We start from the raw sequence: 17,359 nt of genomic DNA on the forward strand, positions 1-17,359 counted from the left end.
TTCAAGATCGGCCCCACGCCGACCCGGACGACGGGTCGTTTCCCAAGGAGAAAAACACCGTGGCTTCCGCCGATACCCTGACAACGCCACCCGGTTCGCTCGACGCGTTCTGGATGCCCTTCACGCCCAACCGCAAGTTCAAGCAGGCGCCGCGCCTCATCGTCGGCAGCGAGGGCCTCTACTACGACCTGGCCGACGGCCGCCGCGTGCTCGACGCCATCGCCGGCCTGTGGTGCGTGAACGCCGGGCACCGCAACCCGCGGGTCAGCGCGGCGATGAAGGCGCAGATCGACGTGCTCGACTACGCCTCCAACTTCCAGATCGGCCACCCCGCCGCCTTCACGCTGGCGCAGCGCCTCACGCAGATGGCACCGGCCGGCATGGACCACGTGTTCTTCACCAACTCGGGCTCCGAGTCGGTCGACACCGCGCTGAAGATCGCCGTGGCCTACCACCGGGCGCGCGGCGACGCGGGCCGCTACCGGCTCATCGGTCGCGAGCGCTCGTACCACGGCGTGGGCTTCGGCGGCATCTCGGTGGGCGGCATCGGGCGCCAGCGCAGCACCTTCGGGCCGCTGCTCAACGGCGTGGACCACCTGCCGCACACGCTCGACCTGGCGCGCAACGCCTTCTCGCGCGGCGAGCCGCCGCACGGCATCGACAAGGCCGACGCGCTCGAGGCGCTGGTCTCGCTGCACGACGCCTCGACCATCGCCGCCGTGATCGTCGAGCCCGTGGCCGGCTCCACCGGCGTGCTGCCGCCGCCGCGCGGCTACCTGAAGCGCCTGCGCGAGATCTGCGACAAGCACGGCATCCTGCTGATCTTCGACGAGGTCATCACTGGCTTCGGGCGCGTGGGCAGCAACTTCGCGTCCGACCTGTTCGGCGTGACGCCCGACCTCATCACCACCGCCAAGGGCCTGACCAACGGCGCCGTGCCGATGGGCGCGGTGCTCATGCGCGGCGCGGTGCACGACGCCTTCATGCACGGCAGCGTGAGCGCGGTCGAGCTGTCGCACGGCTACACCTACTCGGGCCATCCGCTGGCCTGCGCCGCCGCCATGGCCACGCTCGACGCCTACACCGAAGACGGCCTGATCGCCCGCGCCGCCGAGCTGTCGCCCTACTTCGAAGACGGCCTGCACAGCCTGCGCGGCCTGCCGGGCGTGATCGACGTGCGCAACGTCGGCTTGCTGGCCGGCATCGAGCTGCAGGGCTGGACCTCGGGCCCCGGCACGCATGCGCAGGCGGTGGCGCAACATTGCCTGGACGAAAGCGGCGTGCTGGTGCGCTCGGTGGGCGACACCATTGCGCTGTCGCCGCCGTTCACGCTGGAGCGCCGGCACATCGACCAGATCATCGACAGCCTGCGCGCCGCCATCGCGCAGACCGCACAAGCCACCGACACCGCAGCCTGAGCCCCTCAGGCCGCATCGCACACACAAGACAAGCCCCGGAGACAAGACACACCATGGACATCGAATCGTTCCCCCTGTACGACATCGAAGGCGACGCACAGCAGCGCGGGCGCCAGTACGGCCGCGCCGCCGGCGACCGCATCGACCTGAGCCTGCGCACCTACCGCGCCGCCTTCGAGCGCGTGGGCCTGAGCTGGGAGCGCACGCGCGCGCTGGCACGCCGCTTCATGCCGATGGTCGAGGCCTTCGACGCCGGCATGCTGCGCGAGATCGAGGGCGTGGGTGAAGGCGCGGGCGTGCCGGCCGAGGACATCGTGGCGCTCAACGCGCGCAGCGAAATGCTCTACGCCTTCCAGCAGCTCGAAGCCACCGAGCCGCCCGACGGCTGCACCGGCGTGGTCGTCATGCCCTCGGCCGCGCGCGACGGCAAGCTCATCCACGCGCAGAACTGGGACTGGCGCGTCGAGAGCCTCGAACTCGGCGTGGTGCTGCGCATCCAGCCGGACGAAGGCCCGGCCATGCTCACCTTCGCCGAAGCCGGCACGCTGGCACGCGCCGGGCTCAACAGCGCGGGCATCGCCGTCACCGGCAACTTCATCAAGGCCGACAACGACGGCAAGCAGCAAGGCGTGCCGCTGGCGCTGATCCGCCGCGGCATCCTGCAGTCGACGCTGTACGCCAACGCGCTGGGCGTGGTGTGCCGCAGCGCGCGCTCGATCTCCAACAACATGATCATCACGCACGCCGAGGGCGAGGCCGTGAGCCTGGAGACCTGCCCCGAGCAGGTGTTCTGGCAGCAGCCCGAAGGCGGCATCCTGGTGCACGCCAACCACTTCAAGACCCCGGCGGCGCTGGCGCGCGTGGTCGACCGCAGCCTGGAGACCACGCCCGACTCGCTCTACCGCGACCGCCGCGTGACCGAGGCGCTGCACAACAAGCGCGCTGCAGGTTTGCTCACCGAGCAGGACGTGCTCGACGCGCTGCAAGACCGCTTCGGCGCGCCGCGCGCCGTGTGCCGCAGCCCGAGCGCGGGCCCCGGTGGTGCCTCGTCGGCCACCGTGGCGACCATCGTCATGGACCCGGCGGCACGAAAGATGCGCATCGCGCCGGCGCCCTTCAAGGCGCACCGCTTCACCGAGTATTCCCTCTGATCCGCCCGCCCCGCCCAGCCATCGCCAGGAGTGTTGCCATGAACCTGCCCACGCCCCCGTCCCTTCCTCCCGCTGCGCGCACCGCCGCCGCGCTGGTCCTCGGCCTCGGCCTGGCCGCCAGCGCGGCCTTCGCCCAGGCCCCGGCCGGCCGGACGATGCGGATCCAGATCAACTCCGACATCCGCTCCACCGACCCCGGCGGCAACCGCGACGACAACACCGACAACGTGCTCATCCATGTGGTCGAAGGCCTGGTCGCGCTGCGCGAAGACACCTCGGTCGGCCCGATGCTCGCGAGCAAGGTCGACACCTCGGCCGACGGCCTGACCTACACCTTCACCCTGCGCGACGGCGTGAAGTTCCAGAACGGCGCGGTACTCACCGCTGACGACGTGGTGTGGAGCTGGCAGCGCTACCTCAAGCCCACCAGCGGCTGGCGCTGCCTGCCCGAGTTCGACGGCAAGGGCATGACCAAGGTGCTCGCGGTGGAAGCGCCCACGCCCAAGACGGTGGTCTTCAAGATCGAGCGCCCGAGTGCGCTGTTCCTCACCATGATGGCGCGCCCCGACTGCGGCGGCGCCGCCATCCTGCACCGCAGCTCGCTCGGTGCCGACGGCCAGTGGAAGGAGCCCGTGGGCACCGGCCCCTACAAGATCAAGGAGTGGAAGCGCGGCCAGTACATCGAGCTCACGCGCTTCGACGGCTACAGCTCGCGCCCCGAAGCGCGCGACGGCCTCACCGGCGGCAAGAAGGCCGAGATCGAGAACCTGCGCTTCGTCGTCATTCCCGACTCGGCCGCGGCCAAGGCGGCGCTGTACAGCGGCGGCATCGACGCCTTCATCAGCCCCAGCCCGGCCGACGTGGTCGAGATGCGCGGTCGCAGCGACGTGCGCGTCGACACCACGCCGGTGATGACCATGGTGGCGCTGCTGCTGCAGACCACCGACCCGCTGCTGAAGGACGTGCGCATCCGCCGCGCGCTGGCACTGGCGCTGGACACGCCCGAGATCGCCAAGTCGGTCACCGAGGGCCTGTCGGCCGTCAACAACTCGGTCGTGCCTTCGTCCAGCCCGTTCTACAGCGCCGTGCAGGCCGGCGGCTACAAGCGCGACATCGCCGGTGCGAAGAAGCTGCTGGCCGAAGCCGGCTACCGCGGCCAGCCGATCAAGCTCGTCGCCAACAAGCGCTACGAGGCGCTGTACTCGGCCGCCGTGCTGGTGCAGGCCATGGCCTCCGAAGCCGGCATCAACATCGAACTCGAGGTGCTCGACTGGGCCACGCAGCTCGACCGCTACACCAAGGGCCAGTACCAGAGCATGGCCTTCATCTACTCGGCGCGCATCGACCCCTCGCTCAACTACGAGATGGTGTCCGGCGACAAGGCCACGCAGCCGCGCAAGGTGTGGGACAACGCCGCCGCGCAGACCCGGCTCACCGAGAGCATGGTCTCGCGCGACAAGGCGCGCCGCCAGGTGCTGTTCGACGAGCTGCACAAGCAGATGCTGCAGGACGTGCCGATGGTCGTGCTCTTCAACGCCAGCGACGCCACCGCCATGCGCAAGAGCGTGACCGGCTTCAAGGGCTGGGCGCCGGCCAAGCCCCGGTTCTGGAACGTCCGGCTCGACGCGCGCGGCTGACGGGGCGCCGCCGCCATGCTTGCCTACCTCTTGCGACGGATCGCCATGACGGTCCCGACGCTGCTGCTGGTGTCGATTGCCGTCTTCACGCTCATGCGGCTGATTCCGGGCGATCCGGTGCAGCTCATGCTCGGCGAAGGCGCCGACCCCGCGCAGCTCGAACTCGCCCGCCAGCAGATGGGACTGGACCAGCCCTTGGTCACCCAGTACGTCGTGTGGCTGCGCCACGCGCTCACCGGCGACCTGGGCGTGTCGACCACCAACGGCTTGGCCGTGCTGCCGCTGATCTGGGAGCGCTTTCACGTGAGCGCCGTGATCGTGCTCACGGCCGTGGCGCTGGCCTCGCTGATCGCCGTGCCCGCCGGCCTCGTCGCCGCCTGGCGCAAGGACCGGCCGACCGACCTCGCCATCATCGGCGCGGCCACGCTGATGCTGTCGGTGCCGAGTTTCTGGCTCGGCCTGCTGCTGTTGATGTTCTTCGGCCAGTACCTGCACTGGCTGCCGGTGGTGGGCTACGTGCCCATGTCGGAAGACTTCTCGCAGGGCCTGATGTACGTCATCCTGCCGATCGTCACGCTGGTGCTGGTCGAGACCGGCGTGCTCACGCGCATGTCGCGCGCCAGCACCATCGAGGTGCTGCGGCTCGAGTACGTGACGCATGCGCGCGCCAAGGGCGTGCCCGAGTCTCAGGTGCTGCGCCGCCACGTGCTGCCCAACGCCTTCAACCCCACGCTCACCATGATCGGCCTCATCCTGGGCCACCTGCTGAGCGGCATCGCGGTGCTCGAAACGGTGTTCACCCTGCCCGGCCTGGGCCGCCTGATGATCGATTCGATCTTCGCGCGCGACTACCCGGTACTGCAGGGCTGCCTGCTGTTCACGGCCTGCATCTACGTGGTCATCAACCTGATCGTGGACATGTGCTATCCCCTCTTCGATCCCCGGGTGTCGGTTCAGTGAAAAAGATCAAGACCCATACCCTCGTGGGCGGCGTGCTCATCGGCGTGCTGCTGGTCCTGGCGCTGGTGGCCGCGCTGTGGACGCCCTACAACCCGCTGGGCATCGACCTGCGCGGCAAGCTGCAACCGCCCTCGGCCGCGCACTGGCTGGGCACCGACGAGTTCGGGCGCGACGTGGCCAGCCGCGCCATGCGCGCGGCCTCCACCAGCTGCCTCATCGCGCTGCTCACGGTGGCGCTGGCCACCGCCGTCGGCCTCGTGGTAGGCGTGCTCGCCGGCTTCGTGCGCGGCTGGACCGACCGCGTGCTCATGGCCTTCAACGACACGCTGCTGGCCTTTCCGGGCCTGCTGCTGGCGCTGGGCGTGATGGTGATCGTGGGCGCCAACCAGTGGGGCATCGTGCTCGCGCTGAGCATGGCCTACGCGCCCTCGGTGGTGCGCGTGGTGCGCGGCACCGTGCTGTCGCTGCGCGAGCGCGAGTACGTCGAGGCCTCGCGCATGATCGGCAACGGCGAGATCTACACCATGTGGCGCCACATCCTGCCCAACTGCGTGGCGCCCGTCGCCGTGCTGGCCACCAGCATGTTCGGCTGGGTGCTGCTGTCGGAAAGCGCCCTGAGCTTCCTCGGCCTGGGCGTGCCGCCGCCCGCGCCCACCTGGGGCAACATGCTCTCCAGCGCACGCCCCTACATGGCCTCGGCCGTGTGGCTGTGCCTGGTGCCGGGCCTGTGCATCGCGCTCACGCTGCTGGGCATCAACCTCCTGGGCGAATCGCTGCGCGACCGGCTCGACCCGCGCACGGAGAAGTCATGACCCATCCCTCTTCTTCCTCGGCGCCCGTGCTTTCCGTACGGCACCTGAAGATCGACCTGCACGGCGGCGCCCAGACGCTGGTGCACGACCTCTCGTTCGACGTGCGCCCCGGCGAATTCCTTGCCGTGGTGGGCGAATCGGGCAGCGGCAAGACCATGGCCGCGCGCGCCATCCTGCAGCTGCTGCCGCCCGGCATCGCGCAAAGCGGCGGGCAGATCGTGTTCGACGGCGAAGACCTGAGCACCCGCGACGTGAAGGCCATGCGCCCCATCCGCGGGCCCGGCATCGGCATGGTGTTCCAGGAGCCGATGGTCTCGCTCAACCCGGTGCACCGCATCGGCGAGCAGATGGCCGAGGGTCTGCGCATGCACACGAAGCTGTCGGCCGCCGAGATTCGCGCGCGCTGCCTCGACATGCTGCGCCGCGTGCAGATCGCCGACCCCGAGCGCTGCCTGCACGCCTACCCGCACGAGTTCTCGGGCGGCATGCGCCAGCGCATCATGCTGGCCAGCGTGATGCTGCTCAAACCGCGCCTGCTGATCGCCGACGAGCCGACCACCGCGCTCGACACGCTGAGCCAGCGCGAAGTGCTCGACCTGATGGTCGGCCTCGCGAAGGACCAGGGCACGGCCGTGCTGCTCATCACGCACAACCTCGGGCTCGTCGGGCGCTACGCGCAGCGCGCCATCGTGCTGGAAAAAGGCAAGCTCGTGGAGACGGGCGACGTGCCCGCCATTCTGGTCGACCCGAAGCAGCCCTACACCCGCAAGCTGGTCGACGCCCTGCCGCGTCGCCAGGCCGCGAAGCCGGCCCCGGCCGCGCCGCAGCAGCCGCTGGTGCAGGTGCGCGGCCTGTGCGTGAGCTACCCCGGCCCGCGCGCCGGCTTCTTCAAGCGCCATGCGCCGGTGCAGGTCATCGACCGGCTCGACCTGGACATCCACCCCGGCGAGATGGTCGCGTTGGTGGGCGGCAGCGGCTCGGGCAAGACCACGCTGGGCCGCGCCATCCTGCGGCTCGCGCCGTCGCACGCGGGGCAGATCCTGTTTCGCGGCGACGACGTGCGCAGCGCCGACCGCGCCGCGTTGCACCGCTTCCGGCTCGCCTGCCAGCTCGTTTTTCAAGACCCGTTCTCGTCGCTCGACCCGCGCATGCGCGTGCAGGAGATCGTGGCCGAACCGCTGCGCCACCTGCCCGCACTCGATGCCGCCGCGCGCGTGAAGCGCGTGCACGAAACGCTCGACGAAGTCGGCCTGGACGGCCTGGGCGCGCGCTACCCGCACGAGCTCTCGGGCGGCCAGCGCCAGCGCGTGGCGATTGCGCGCGCGCTGGTGCGCCGGCCCGCCTTCGTGGTGGCCGACGAGCCCGTGTCCGCACTCGACATGACCATCCAGGCGCAGGTGCTGCGCCTCTTTCAAAGCCTGCAGGCGCACCACGGCTTTGCGTGCCTGTTCATCAGCCACGACCTCGCGGCCGTCGAGCAGATTGCGGACCGCGTCGTCGTGATGGAGCGCGGCCGCATCGTCGAGCAAGGCCCGCGCGACGCCGTGTTCGACCAGCCGAGCCATGCCTACACGCAGGCGCTGCTGGCGGCCACGCCTCGGCCGCTCGCGTCGCTGGCCGATTCTGTCTCCTGCCCTCCCGAGAAAGTGTTTGCGTGACCGCCGCTCCTTTGCCCGCCACCTGGCTGAACCCCACCGCCCCGCCCCCGCTCGATCCGCAGATCGTCGAGTTCATGCGCCTCATGGCGGCCGAGGGCGGCCGCTACCCGAAGCGCCACACCATCCCGATCGCCGAAGGCCGCGCCAACGCCGAGAAGGTGCGCGCCCCGTGGACCGAAGGCGGCCCGACGATGGCGCGCACCGTCGAACAGCAGGTGCCCACGCGCCACGGCAACGTGCGCATCCGCGTGCACTACCCCCAGACGCGCAGGCTGCAGGGCGCGCTGGTCTACATCCACGGCGGCGGCTTCGTGCTGTTCAGCCTCGACACCCACGACCGCGTGATGCGCGAGTACGCGGGCCGCGCGGGCATCGCCGTCATCGGCATCGACTACACGCGGGCGCCCGAGGCGCAGTTTCCGCAGCCGCACGACGAGTGCGTCGACGTGATGCGCTGGCTCGCGGCGAACGCGGGCGCGCTCGACATCGACCCCGCGCAGCTCTTCATCGGCGGCGACTCGGCGGGCGCGAATCTGTCGGTGGGTGCCTGCCTCGTGCTGCGCGACGCAGGCGAGGCGCTGCCGCTGGGCATGCTGCTGAACTACGGCGCCTACAGCACCGAGCTGTACCGCGAGTCGGTGGTGCGCTACGGCGCGGGTGAGTACGGCCTGTCGCTGCACATGATGGTGTGGTTCTACGGCCTGTACCTGCGCCGGCCCGAAGACTTTCGCGACCCGCGCCTGGCCAGCCTCACGGCGCGGCTCGAGGGCCTGCCGCCCGCGTGCCTGGCGATCACCGAGTGCGACCCGCTGCACGACGACAGCGTGCTCATGGCCGCGCAGCTGCGCGAAGCCGGCGTGGCCGTGACCGACGTGCTCTACCCGGGCACGATCCACGGCTTTCTCGAAGCCGTGTCCATCGCCGACGTGGCCGGCCGCGCCTTCGACGATGCCGCCCGCTGGATGCACACGCTGGCCGCGCGCTGAAGCCCTCGCCATGTACACGCCCAAGCCGTACATCGAAGACGACCTCGCGACGCTGCACGCCGGCATCCGCGCCTGGAGCTTCGGCACGCTCATCACCGTCGGCCCGTCGGGCGCCAGCGCCACGCACCTGCCCTTCCTGCTCGATGCACAAGACGACGGCCCCGGCCTGCTCACCACGCACCTGTCGAAGAAGAACCCGCAGTTCGACGAACTGCGTGCGGGCGCCGAAGTGCTCGCCATCTTCCAGGGGCCGCATGCCTTCGTCACGCCCAGCTGGTACGTGAAGCAGAGCACCTTCCCGACCTGGAACTACACCGCGATCCACGCGCGTGGCACGCCCCGCGTGATCGAGAAGCGCATGGCCATCCATGCCGTGCTGCGCCGCACCGTCGCGCTGTACGACACGCCGCTGGGCGGCAACTGGGACTTCGACGCCATGCCCTTCGACTTCGTGGCGCCGCGCCTGGACATGATCGCGGCGGTCGAGATTCCCGTGCGCGTGCTCGAAGGCAAGTTCAAGCTCAACCAGGACCGCTCGGAAGAGGATCGCAAGGGCGTGATCGCCGCACTCGAGCGGCTGGGCGATCCGCAGGGCGTGGCCGTGGCCGGGCTCATGCGGCAGCAGATGGCGTTGACGGTGACGGGCTGAATCGCGGCGGCACAATCGTCCGCGTGCCACGCCTACTTCACCTTCTGACCGCCGGCCTCGCGCTCGCGTCCTCCCTCGTCCACGCGGCCGACCCGGTACTGCTCGTCACCTCGCCCGTCGCGCTGCAGGCCGCCGAGAAAGCCGGCGCCGGTTTCGGCCGCTGGTTCGACGTGCCCTCTGCGACCAGCGGCATCGCCACCAACCAGGCACTCGCACGCGCGCCCGCCTGGCAATCGATTGCCGACCCGCTGAAGACCAGCCTCGCCGCCCTGCAACGCCGCGACCCGCAGGCCGGCGTCGGCATTGCGCGCTACCCGCACCGGATCTTCGACGCGCGCTGGCTCGCCAGCCCCGACGCCTTCTTCGAGCTGGTCGGCGTGGCCAACCGCATGGACCGCCGCCCCTTCCAGCCCGGCGCCTGCGGCGAGACGCGGCTCGTGTACCGGCTGGCGTACCGCTCGGCTGCGATGCAGTCGCGCCTGCCGATGACCGTCGCCGTCGAGCTGCGCGGCGATGCGCCCGATGCCGACGGCAGCTGCGCCAGTGCCGCGCGGCGCTGGCAGCCGCCACAGACGTCGATGAAAGACGAGGCCGTCGGCCGCTGGCTCGTGTCGGCCGACGGCCCGCTCGCGCCGCCGCGGCTCGCGCAGGCCCGCATCGCGCAGGTGACGACCAACCTGCAGAGCGTGCGCTGGCCCTCGGCCGTGCGGCCCGACCTGGGCGGCCATGCCGAGTACCTGCTGCGCGCCTTCCGCTGGAACGCGGGCACGCAGCGCTTCGACGCGGGTCCGCTCGAGAACACCCCCGACGTCGCGAAGCTCAAGGCCGATGCCCCGCTGCGCAAGGCGCTGCTGCAATGGCTGCAGCAACCCGACACGCTGCGCGCGCTCGACAGCGCCACCGTGCGCATCCCCGATCGCTTCCTGGCGACCGAGTCGATCTCCGTCGCGCCGCGCGGCCTCGAGCGCCTGGCGAACCGTTCCTTCGAGCAACTGTTCGCGCCCGGCGACTGGCAGCCCGTGCCCGGCAGCCGCACGCTGCAGTCATCGCAGGCCGTGCTGCGCCGGCTCGACGACCTGAGCTGCGCGGGCTGCCACCAGAGCCGCGCGGTCGCGGGCTTTCACCTGTTGGGCGTGGACCGGCGCGGCGCCTCGCGCACCTTCACGACCGGCAACGCGCTCGCGCTGCCGCACTCGCCGCATTTGCAGGATGAACTGGCGCGGCGCGAGCGCTATGTGAAGGCCGCGTTGACGACGCCCGTGCCCGACCCGTTCCGCCCGCTGGCCTCGCCGGACGACGCGAACGCCGCGCCCGACAAAGCCACCGTCGGCGCCAGCTGCGAGCCCACGCGCATCACCGCCTCGGCCGACCCATGGCGCGACCGCGCGCAGAAGCTGCCGCGCACCGCCACCACGACCTGCGAAGGCGCGGATTCGGTCTGCGAGAAAACCTCGGTCGGATTCCCCGGCGGCATGTGCTCAGGCCGCTGCGATCCGAAAGACCCGAACGGCACCTGCGGTGGCATCGCCATCCTCAGCGACTTCAACCAGTGCCTGGCAGCCAAGCAACCCTTCGGGGATTGCCTGAGCAAGCACACACGGCCCGGCAACCTGCGCAGCTGCTCGGCGCAACAGCCTTGCCGCGAGGACTACATCTGCGCGCAAGCCGAAGGCCAACCCGAAGGACGCGGGGCGTGCATTCCGCCCTACTTCCTGTTCCAGATGCGGGTGGACGGGCACTCGTGAAGGGGGCTCCCGGACGGCTCCCGAATGAATGACTCCCTCTCCCGCTTGCGGGAGAGCGTTGGGGTGAAGGTGAGCGGCAATGAAGGCCGCGCGACGTTGTCAGGTCCCCCTGGCTGGCGGACCAGGGAGCCATTGCTGGCGCCAGATGAGAGGGCCGACCGTAAAAAAATACCCAATTCCAGGGATGTCATCGGACACTCTTTTTAACAATGATTGACATTTAGAAACCCCCTGCACGCCCGTCGGCAGGGGGCTTCTTTTTGTTGAGCCATACAACCATAAAGAGGAGTCAAGATGCTTTTCAGTCAAGCAAGTTCGGTCGCGCGAATCGGCGCCGTGGCCGGTGCGGTCATGTTGGTGGCATCGTGCGGCGGGGGTGGAGGTGGCGGTACTTTTCTGCCGATGGTCGCACCGCCCCCTCCGGCGACAGTGCCGCCCGTCGTGAAGCATTCCATCGGCGGCACGGTCACCGGCCTTGAAGGCCGCCTGGTGCTGCAAAACAATGCCGGCGACGACCTCCAGCTGTCGGCCGATGGCAAGTTCACCTTTGCAACGACCCTGGTCGAGGGCTCGGACTACAAGGTCAGCATCCGTACGCAACCCCTGTGGCAGTTCTGTACCGTCACCAAGGACACCGGCAAGGCCTCGGCCGACGTGAGCGACGTGACGGTGGCCTGCTCGGCCGCCGCGGCCAAGGTCGAGACGTTCGCCGGCGACGGCACCCAGGGCGCCGTCAACGGCAAGGGTACGGCTGCATCGTTCTTGCTGCCTTCCGGCATCGCCTTCACAAAGGATGGTGGTCTGCTCATCGGCGACTGGGGAAACAGTTTCGTGCGCAAGATTTCGCCCGAGGCCGACGTCACTACGTTTGCCGGCGACGGCCCCAACCCGCCGTTCGCAGACCCCACCAACCTCACCGTGGATGCGAACGACACCGTCTTCATCGCGGACGCCCAAAGCCATCGAATCTTCAAGATCACGCCGACGGGCGATGTGACCACGGTGGCGGGCATCAATGGCACGAACACCACGACCGATGGCAACGGAACCGCCGCCACCTTCAACGCGCCCATCTCGGTGGCCGTGGATGCTGCCGGCAATCTGTACGTTCTGGAGTATGGCGGCGGCGTCGTTCGCAAGATCGACCCGGCCCTCAATGTCACCACACTTGCCGGCAGCAGCCCGCGGGGCTTTGCCGATGGCACGGGACCCGCCGCGAAATTCGGGCGCGGCTACAACATTGCCATCGATGCGTCAGGCAACCTCTACGTCGCCGACTCCGAGAACCATCGAATTCGCAAGATCACCCCCGCCGGGGTGGTCACGACACTTGCAGGGACGGGGACGCCCGGCGCCACCGATGGCCCCGGCAACTCCGCGACTTTCTCCAATCCCCGCGGCGTCACTGTCGACGCGGACGGCAATGTCTACGTGGCCGATTTCGGGAACAGCCTGTTGCGCAGGATCACACCGGCAGGGGTGGTCTCCACGCTCGCCGGCCAAGAGGGTACGCCGGGTAGCCAAGACGGCATCGGCAAGGCTGCCATGTTCAATAAGCCGCAAGGGCTCACGATCAATGCAGCGGGCACGCTGTATGTCGCCGACACCTACGGCAATGTGATCCGCAAGGTCACGCCGGTTCGGGCGCCCTGAAGCGTGCTGCGGCGCGCTGCGGCGACGTGCGCCGAGCGCGTCGCCGCGTCAGCTGCCGTCTTCGGCGGTGAGCGGCGATGGAGGCCGCGCGATGTTGTCAGGCCCCTGCCCTCACTCCCCCTCGTACCACCGGTCCTTCGCCAGCATCACCCGGTGGTGCCCGCACCCCGACGGCATCATCGGGAAGCAGTTCTCCTGCGCCGCCACCTGCACGTCGAGAAAGAACGGCCCGTCGCTCGCCAGACATTCGGCCAACGCCTCTTCCAGCTCCGCCGGATCGGACACCCGCCGCGCGCCCCACCCAAAAGCCTTCGCCAGCGCCACGAAATCCGGCAGCGCCTCGTTCCAGCTGTGGCTCAGGCGGTTGCCATGGTTCAGCTCCTGCCACTGGCGCACCATGCCCATGTAGCCGTTGTTGCTCAGCACCAGCTTCACGGCCGTGCCGTGCTGCATCGCCGTCGACAGCTCCTGGATGTTCATCAGCACCGAGGCGTCGCCGCTCACGCACACCGTGAGCGCGTCGGGGTGGCCGATCTGCGCGCCGATGGCCGCGGGCAGCCCGTAGCCCATGGTGCCGGCGCCGCCCGAGGTGAGCCAGTGGCGCGGGCTGTCGAAGCGCAGGTACTGCGCGGCCCACATCTGGTGCTGGCCCACGTCGGTCGAGACGATCGCGTCGCGGCCCGCGATGGCGCGCTGCAGCGACGACATCAGCTGCTGCGGCAGGATCTCCTCGGCCGACGGCGTGAAGGCCAGGCAGTCTTCGGCGCGCCAGCGCTCGATGCGCGCCCACCACGGCGCCAGCCGCTCGGGCGCAAAGTCTTCGGGCAGCAGCCCCAACAGCGCTTCGACGATGGCGCCGCAGTCGCCCACCATCGGCACGTCGACGTGCACCACCTTGTTGATGCTGCCGGGGTCGATGTCGATGTGGATCTTGCGGGCGTGCGGGCAGAACTCGTCGAGCTTGCCCGTCACGCGGTCGTCGAAACGCGCGCCCACGCACACCACCAGGTCGGCCTCGTGCATCGCGAGGTTGGCTTCGAGCATGCCGTGCATGCCCAGCATGCCGACGAACTTCGGGTCGGACGCGGGGAACGCGCCCAGCCCCATCAGCGTGAGCGTGCACGGCGCGTGCAGCCGATGCACGAGCTGCGTGAACGCCTCGCAGGCCGCCGGCCCCGAGTTGATGAGCCCGCCGCCGCCGTAGAGCACCGGCCGGCGCGCGGTCGAGATCAGGTCGGCGGCGCGCTGCAGCATCGCCCGCGGCGGCAACGGCGCGCGGCCCGTGCGCAGCGCGCGCAGCGGGGCCGGCGCGGCGCCGTGCGTGAGGCGCATCAGCTGGATGTCCTTCGGCACGTCGAGCAGCACCGGACCGGGGCGGCCGGTGGTGGCGATGTCGAGCGCGCGGCGCACCAGCGCGGGCACGTCGTCGGCCGCGCGAACCTGCCGGTTCCACTTGGTCACCGGACGCGACATGCCCAGCGCATCGCTTTCCTGGAAAGCCTGCGTGCCGATCACCGCCGTCGACACCTGCCCGCTGATGCACAGCACCGGCACCGAATCGCTCATCGCGTCGAGCAGCCCCGTGATCGTGTTGCCCACGCCCGGCCCCGAGGTGACCAGCACCACGCCGACGCGGCCCGTGCTGCGCGCATAGCCCTCGGCCGCGTGCACCGCCGCCTGCTCGTGGCGCACCAGCACATGGCGCAGCCGGGGTTCGCCGTGCAGCGCGTCGTACAGCGGCAGCGCCGCGCCGCCGGGGTAGCCGAAGATCGTGTCGACGCCGCACTCGACCAGCGTGTCGAGCAGCGCTTCGGCGCCGTTGCGCACGCGGGGTGGGGTCTCGGGCATGGCCGGCGAGAGGGAGGGCGAGGATGTGGGGGGAAGGTCGAGCAGTCGCATGCCGTCAATTCTTCCGCTCTTGAGGCAGAATTTGCTTCTTTCTTTTGGCCGTTTGAGCTCGAAACATGAAAACCAATCGCCAAACATCGACAGACAGCGAAGGATCTTTCGACAAGACCGATCTGGCGATCCTGCGGGTGCTGCTGCTCGACTCGCGCAAGACCCTGCAGGAGATCGGCAACGAGGTCGGCCTGTCGCCCACCAGTTGCTGGACGCGCATCAAGAAGCTCGAGGCCTCGGGCGTCATCAAGCGCTACACCGTCGACGTCGACCCGGCCAAGCTGGGGTACCACGATTCGGTCATCGTGCAGGTCACGCTCGAGAGCCACACCGACGAAACCCTGTACGACTTCGGCCGCACCCTCGCCACCATTCCCGAGATCCAGGAGGCCTACCTCGTGTCGGGCGACTACGACTACTACATCCGCATCGCCGTGCGCGACACGCGCGACTACGAGCGACTGCTGCGCGAGAAGCTCTACAAGATCCCCGGCATTCGCCATAGCAAGTCGCACTTCGTGCTGCGGGTGCTGAAGGAAGCGACGGTGCCGCTGATCTGACGAATCGACGGGCCCGCATGACCGAACGGTGGGTACGATCGCCGACGAACGGCCCTTCGCAGACGCCATCCCCTTCCCCTTCCATGAGATCGACTTCGGAACATCGAGCCCTGATCGTCCTGAGCGGACTGCCCGGCACAGGCAAGACCACGATCGCGCGCGAACTCGTGGCGCGCGCCCCGTCGGTGTACCTGCGCATCGACGCCATCGAGCACGCACTGAAAACCGCAAGCGGGCACACTGACGACGTGGGCCCGGCGGGCTACGTCGTGGCCTACGCGCTGGCTCGGTCCAACCTTGCGCTCGGCATGTCCGTGGTTGCTGATTGCGTCAACCCGCTGCCGGTCACGCGTGAGGCGTGGCGGGCCGTGGCGGCGGAGACCTCGTCGCATCTGGTGGAGATCGAGGTCGTGTGCTCTGACGTCGTTGAACATCGCAGGCGCGTGGAGAACCGGGAGGCCGACATTGCGGGCTTTGCGTTGCCGAGCTGGGAGGCTGTGCTTGGGCATGACTACGAGGCCTGGGGCACGAGCCGCCTGGTCATCGACTCGGCGCTGGTGAGTGCGAGCGAGGCGGCGGACCTGATCTGGCGGCGCATGCGTGAACGGTAAATCGATGCGCTCCCGTTTCATCGACGCCTTCCTGGGCGCCATCGTGCTCGGGCCCTGGGCGGCGATGTTTGCCTATCTGGGCCTTGCACCGTTGGCCGCCTACTGGCTCGACGGCACCAAACATCGCACGGGCTCCAGCCGCGGCGCTTCCTATTGGTGGAGCTTCCCGGACGCCGTGGCGGCGCAGTACCCGATGCTCACCTGGCTGCTGGAACTCAAGAGCCATGTCGTTGTGTGGAGCTGCCTGGCTGGCATGGTGATCGGGCCGGTGGTTGCGTGGATCATGAGCAGCCGCTTGAACCGCATGCGTCGCGGCATTCGCTAGTATTTTTTTGAATGAACGATCGTCCATGAACCCGACCGTAGAGATCTCGGTGCAACCAGCGAAACCCGATGAATGGAAGACCTATCGAGACCTGCGCCTGCGGGCGTTGCTCGATTCCCCGGACGCCTTCGGAAGCACATACGAAGCAGAGGCCACGAGAACCGATGCGATGTGGTCCGCCCGCATTGCCGCGGCAACTTCGTCCGGGAAAGACCGTGTGCTTTTCGCGTTCAACCGCAACGACGCATGCGGTCTGATCTGGTGCAAGTTGTCCAGTGATGAACCGGCTGTCGCCCATCTTTTCCAGATGTGGGTCGACCCCGCATCACGAGGCATGGGAGCCGGTCGCGCTTTGCTCGAAGCGGCGGTTTCCTGGGCCGCGCGCGCGGGGATGAAGCGCGTGGGCCTGGGAGTCACAGTCGCAGACACGCCCGCGATGCGCCTGTACATGGGGTGCGGCTTCCGCCCCGATGGCGCGTTGGAGCCGCTGCGGGAACACTCGAATCTGATGGTGCAGCCGATGAGCCTTGCACTCAAGCCCGTTGGATCGGCGGACTGACTTCCGTCATCGGCCACCTTGCCTTCGTTTAAGCTCGACTGACAAAACGCTCTCTGAGGTTTCGCCATGCTCCAAATGCGCCCCGGGTGTGAATGCTGCGACCGAGACTTGCCGTCGGATTCGGCCGATGCCCGCATCTGTTCTTTCGAGTGCACGTTCTGCAGTGATTGCGCGAACCAACGCCTCACAGGCACATGCCCGAACTGCGGCGGAGAGCTGGTCCCGCGCCCGTCGCGGCCAGCGGCCAAGCTTGAAAATTTTCCGGCATCGACCACGCGGGTGTTCAAGCCTGAAGGTTGTACGGAAGTCCTATGAAGTACGCTATTAAGACCTGTCCCGTCACTGACCGACTGGATTTTCGGCCAAGACCGACGATGCGTTGCAGGAGTTCAATTCATTGAAACTATTCGAACTGCTGACCGTAGAAGAACGATTTCAGCTTTCGGGTATCGGCCTGACTTTGGTGCCTGATTTCCCAGTACGGGATGGCTGGAAGAACATCTCGGAACAGGTTGTTGTTGCCACCCCAGACGGCAAGAAAATCTCAGCGCGGGCTCAGCTTCATATCATGCACTTCAACTTTGGCAATGCTCCTTCCGAGGAGCAGCGAAAGCGGGCGTGGCGTGTGGTCATATCTTTGCTCGATGTCGATAAAGCAGCCGTTCCAATCGGCAGTCGGGTATCGGTGTCGCCTGCGACACATCAGGCCGTGCTTGGTCCAGATGCCTGATCGCAT

17 protein-coding genes are annotated in these 17,359 nt (G+C 68.6%); 16 read left to right on the forward strand and 1 reads right to left on the reverse strand.

Going from position 1 to position 17,359, the window contains the following annotated elements; translation table 11 throughout:
• Window positions 1-59: 59 nt before the first annotated feature.
• The 10 genes from aptA to AC07OX_RS03520 all read left to right on the forward strand — a co-directional run bounded on the left by aptA (window position 60) and on the right by AC07OX_RS03520 (window position 12,669).
• The gene (gene aptA, locus AC07OX_RS03475; RefSeq protein WP_495259870.1) at window positions 60-1,418 is read left to right on the forward strand and encodes an omega-aminotransferase AptA; all 1,359 of its coding nucleotides are present in this window, start codon (window positions 60-62) and stop codon (window positions 1,416-1,418) included.
• A 53-nt stretch (window positions 1,419-1,471) separates the two neighbouring features.
• Window positions 1,472-2,569, forward strand: a complete 1,098-nt coding sequence (locus tag AC07OX_RS03480; RefSeq protein WP_095745749.1) for a C45 family autoproteolytic acyltransferase/hydrolase — start codon at window positions 1,472-1,474, stop codon at window positions 2,567-2,569.
• A gap of 38 nt (window positions 2,570-2,607) precedes the next feature.
• Window positions 2,608-4,206 carry an ABC transporter substrate-binding protein gene (locus AC07OX_RS03485; protein WP_495259872.1) on the forward strand — a complete coding sequence of 533 codons (1,599 nt, stop codon included), beginning with the start codon at window positions 2,608-2,610 and terminating at the stop codon, window positions 4,204-4,206.
• 15 nt (window positions 4,207-4,221) lie between these two features.
• Window positions 4,222-5,166, forward strand: a complete 945-nt coding sequence (locus AC07OX_RS03490; RefSeq protein WP_070061073.1) for an ABC transporter permease — start codon at window positions 4,222-4,224, stop codon at window positions 5,164-5,166.
• Window positions 5,163-5,978, forward strand: a complete 816-nt coding sequence (locus AC07OX_RS03495; RefSeq protein ID WP_062473185.1) for an ABC transporter permease — start codon at window positions 5,163-5,165, stop codon at window positions 5,976-5,978. The genes AC07OX_RS03490 and AC07OX_RS03495 overlap by 4 nt, the downstream gene beginning before the upstream one ends.
• Window positions 5,975-7,636 carry an ABC transporter ATP-binding protein gene (locus tag AC07OX_RS03500; RefSeq protein WP_495259873.1) on the forward strand — a complete coding sequence of 554 codons (1,662 nt, stop codon included), beginning with the start codon at window positions 5,975-5,977 and terminating at the stop codon, window positions 7,634-7,636. The genes AC07OX_RS03495 and AC07OX_RS03500 overlap by 4 nt, the downstream gene beginning before the upstream one ends.
• Complete coding sequence (locus AC07OX_RS03505) at window positions 7,633-8,622, forward strand: alpha/beta hydrolase fold domain-containing protein (RefSeq protein WP_495259874.1); 990 nt, start codon at window positions 7,633-7,635, stop codon at window positions 8,620-8,622. The genes AC07OX_RS03500 and AC07OX_RS03505 overlap by 4 nt, the downstream gene beginning before the upstream one ends.
• A gap of 10 nt (window positions 8,623-8,632) precedes the next feature.
• Window positions 8,633-9,271, forward strand: coding sequence for an FMN-binding negative transcriptional regulator (locus AC07OX_RS03510; RefSeq protein ID WP_495259875.1), 639 nt, complete (start codon window positions 8,633-8,635; stop codon window positions 9,269-9,271).
• Between the two features lie 23 nt (window positions 9,272-9,294).
• Window positions 9,295-11,016 (forward strand): hypothetical protein, encoded by a 1,722-nt coding sequence (locus AC07OX_RS03515; RefSeq protein ID WP_495259876.1) that lies wholly within the window; start codon window positions 9,295-9,297, stop codon window positions 11,014-11,016.
• A gap of 294 nt (window positions 11,017-11,310) precedes the next feature.
• Window positions 11,311-12,669, forward strand: coding sequence for an NHL repeat-containing protein (locus AC07OX_RS03520; protein ID WP_495259877.1), 1,359 nt, complete (start codon window positions 11,311-11,313; stop codon window positions 12,667-12,669).
• A 111-nt stretch (window positions 12,670-12,780) separates the two neighbouring features.
• Here AC07OX_RS03520 and ilvB read toward each other — a convergent pair whose 3' ends face one another.
• On the reverse strand, window positions 12,781-14,568 hold the full coding sequence (gene ilvB, locus AC07OX_RS03525) for a biosynthetic-type acetolactate synthase large subunit (RefSeq protein ID WP_495259878.1): 1,788 nt from the start codon (window positions 14,566-14,568) through the stop codon (window positions 12,781-12,783).
• Window positions 14,569-14,633: 65 nt separating this feature from the next.
• Between ilvB and AC07OX_RS03530 the strand changes: the two genes are divergently transcribed.
• The 6 genes from AC07OX_RS03530 to AC07OX_RS03555 all read left to right on the forward strand — a co-directional run bounded on the left by AC07OX_RS03530 (window position 14,634) and on the right by AC07OX_RS03555 (window position 17,353).
• Window positions 14,634-15,128 (forward strand): Lrp/AsnC family transcriptional regulator, encoded by a 495-nt coding sequence (locus AC07OX_RS03530; protein WP_205736667.1) that lies wholly within the window; start codon window positions 14,634-14,636, stop codon window positions 15,126-15,128.
• Between the two features lie 83 nt (window positions 15,129-15,211).
• Window positions 15,212-15,739 carry a P-loop nucleotide/nucleoside kinase family protein gene (locus AC07OX_RS03535; protein ID WP_495259879.1) on the forward strand — a complete coding sequence of 176 codons (528 nt, stop codon included), beginning with the start codon at window positions 15,212-15,214 and terminating at the stop codon, window positions 15,737-15,739.
• Window positions 15,740-15,743: 4 nt separating this feature from the next.
• Window positions 15,744-16,064, forward strand: coding sequence for a hypothetical protein (locus tag AC07OX_RS03540; RefSeq protein WP_495259880.1), 321 nt, complete (start codon window positions 15,744-15,746; stop codon window positions 16,062-16,064).
• A 25-nt stretch (window positions 16,065-16,089) separates the two neighbouring features.
• Window positions 16,090-16,623 (forward strand): GNAT family N-acetyltransferase, encoded by a 534-nt coding sequence (locus tag AC07OX_RS03545; RefSeq protein WP_495259881.1) that lies wholly within the window; start codon window positions 16,090-16,092, stop codon window positions 16,621-16,623.
• Between the two features lie 66 nt (window positions 16,624-16,689).
• Window positions 16,690-16,938, forward strand: coding sequence for a DUF1272 domain-containing protein (locus AC07OX_RS03550; protein ID WP_495259882.1), 249 nt, complete (start codon window positions 16,690-16,692; stop codon window positions 16,936-16,938).
• A gap of 82 nt (window positions 16,939-17,020) precedes the next feature.
• Entirely contained in the window at window positions 17,021-17,353 is a 333-nt protein-coding gene (locus AC07OX_RS03555; RefSeq protein WP_495259883.1) for a hypothetical protein, read from the forward strand.
• Window positions 17,354-17,359: the final 6 nt, after the last annotated feature.

Source organism: Variovorax sp. GW821-FHT09D07 (assembly GCF_059416345.1).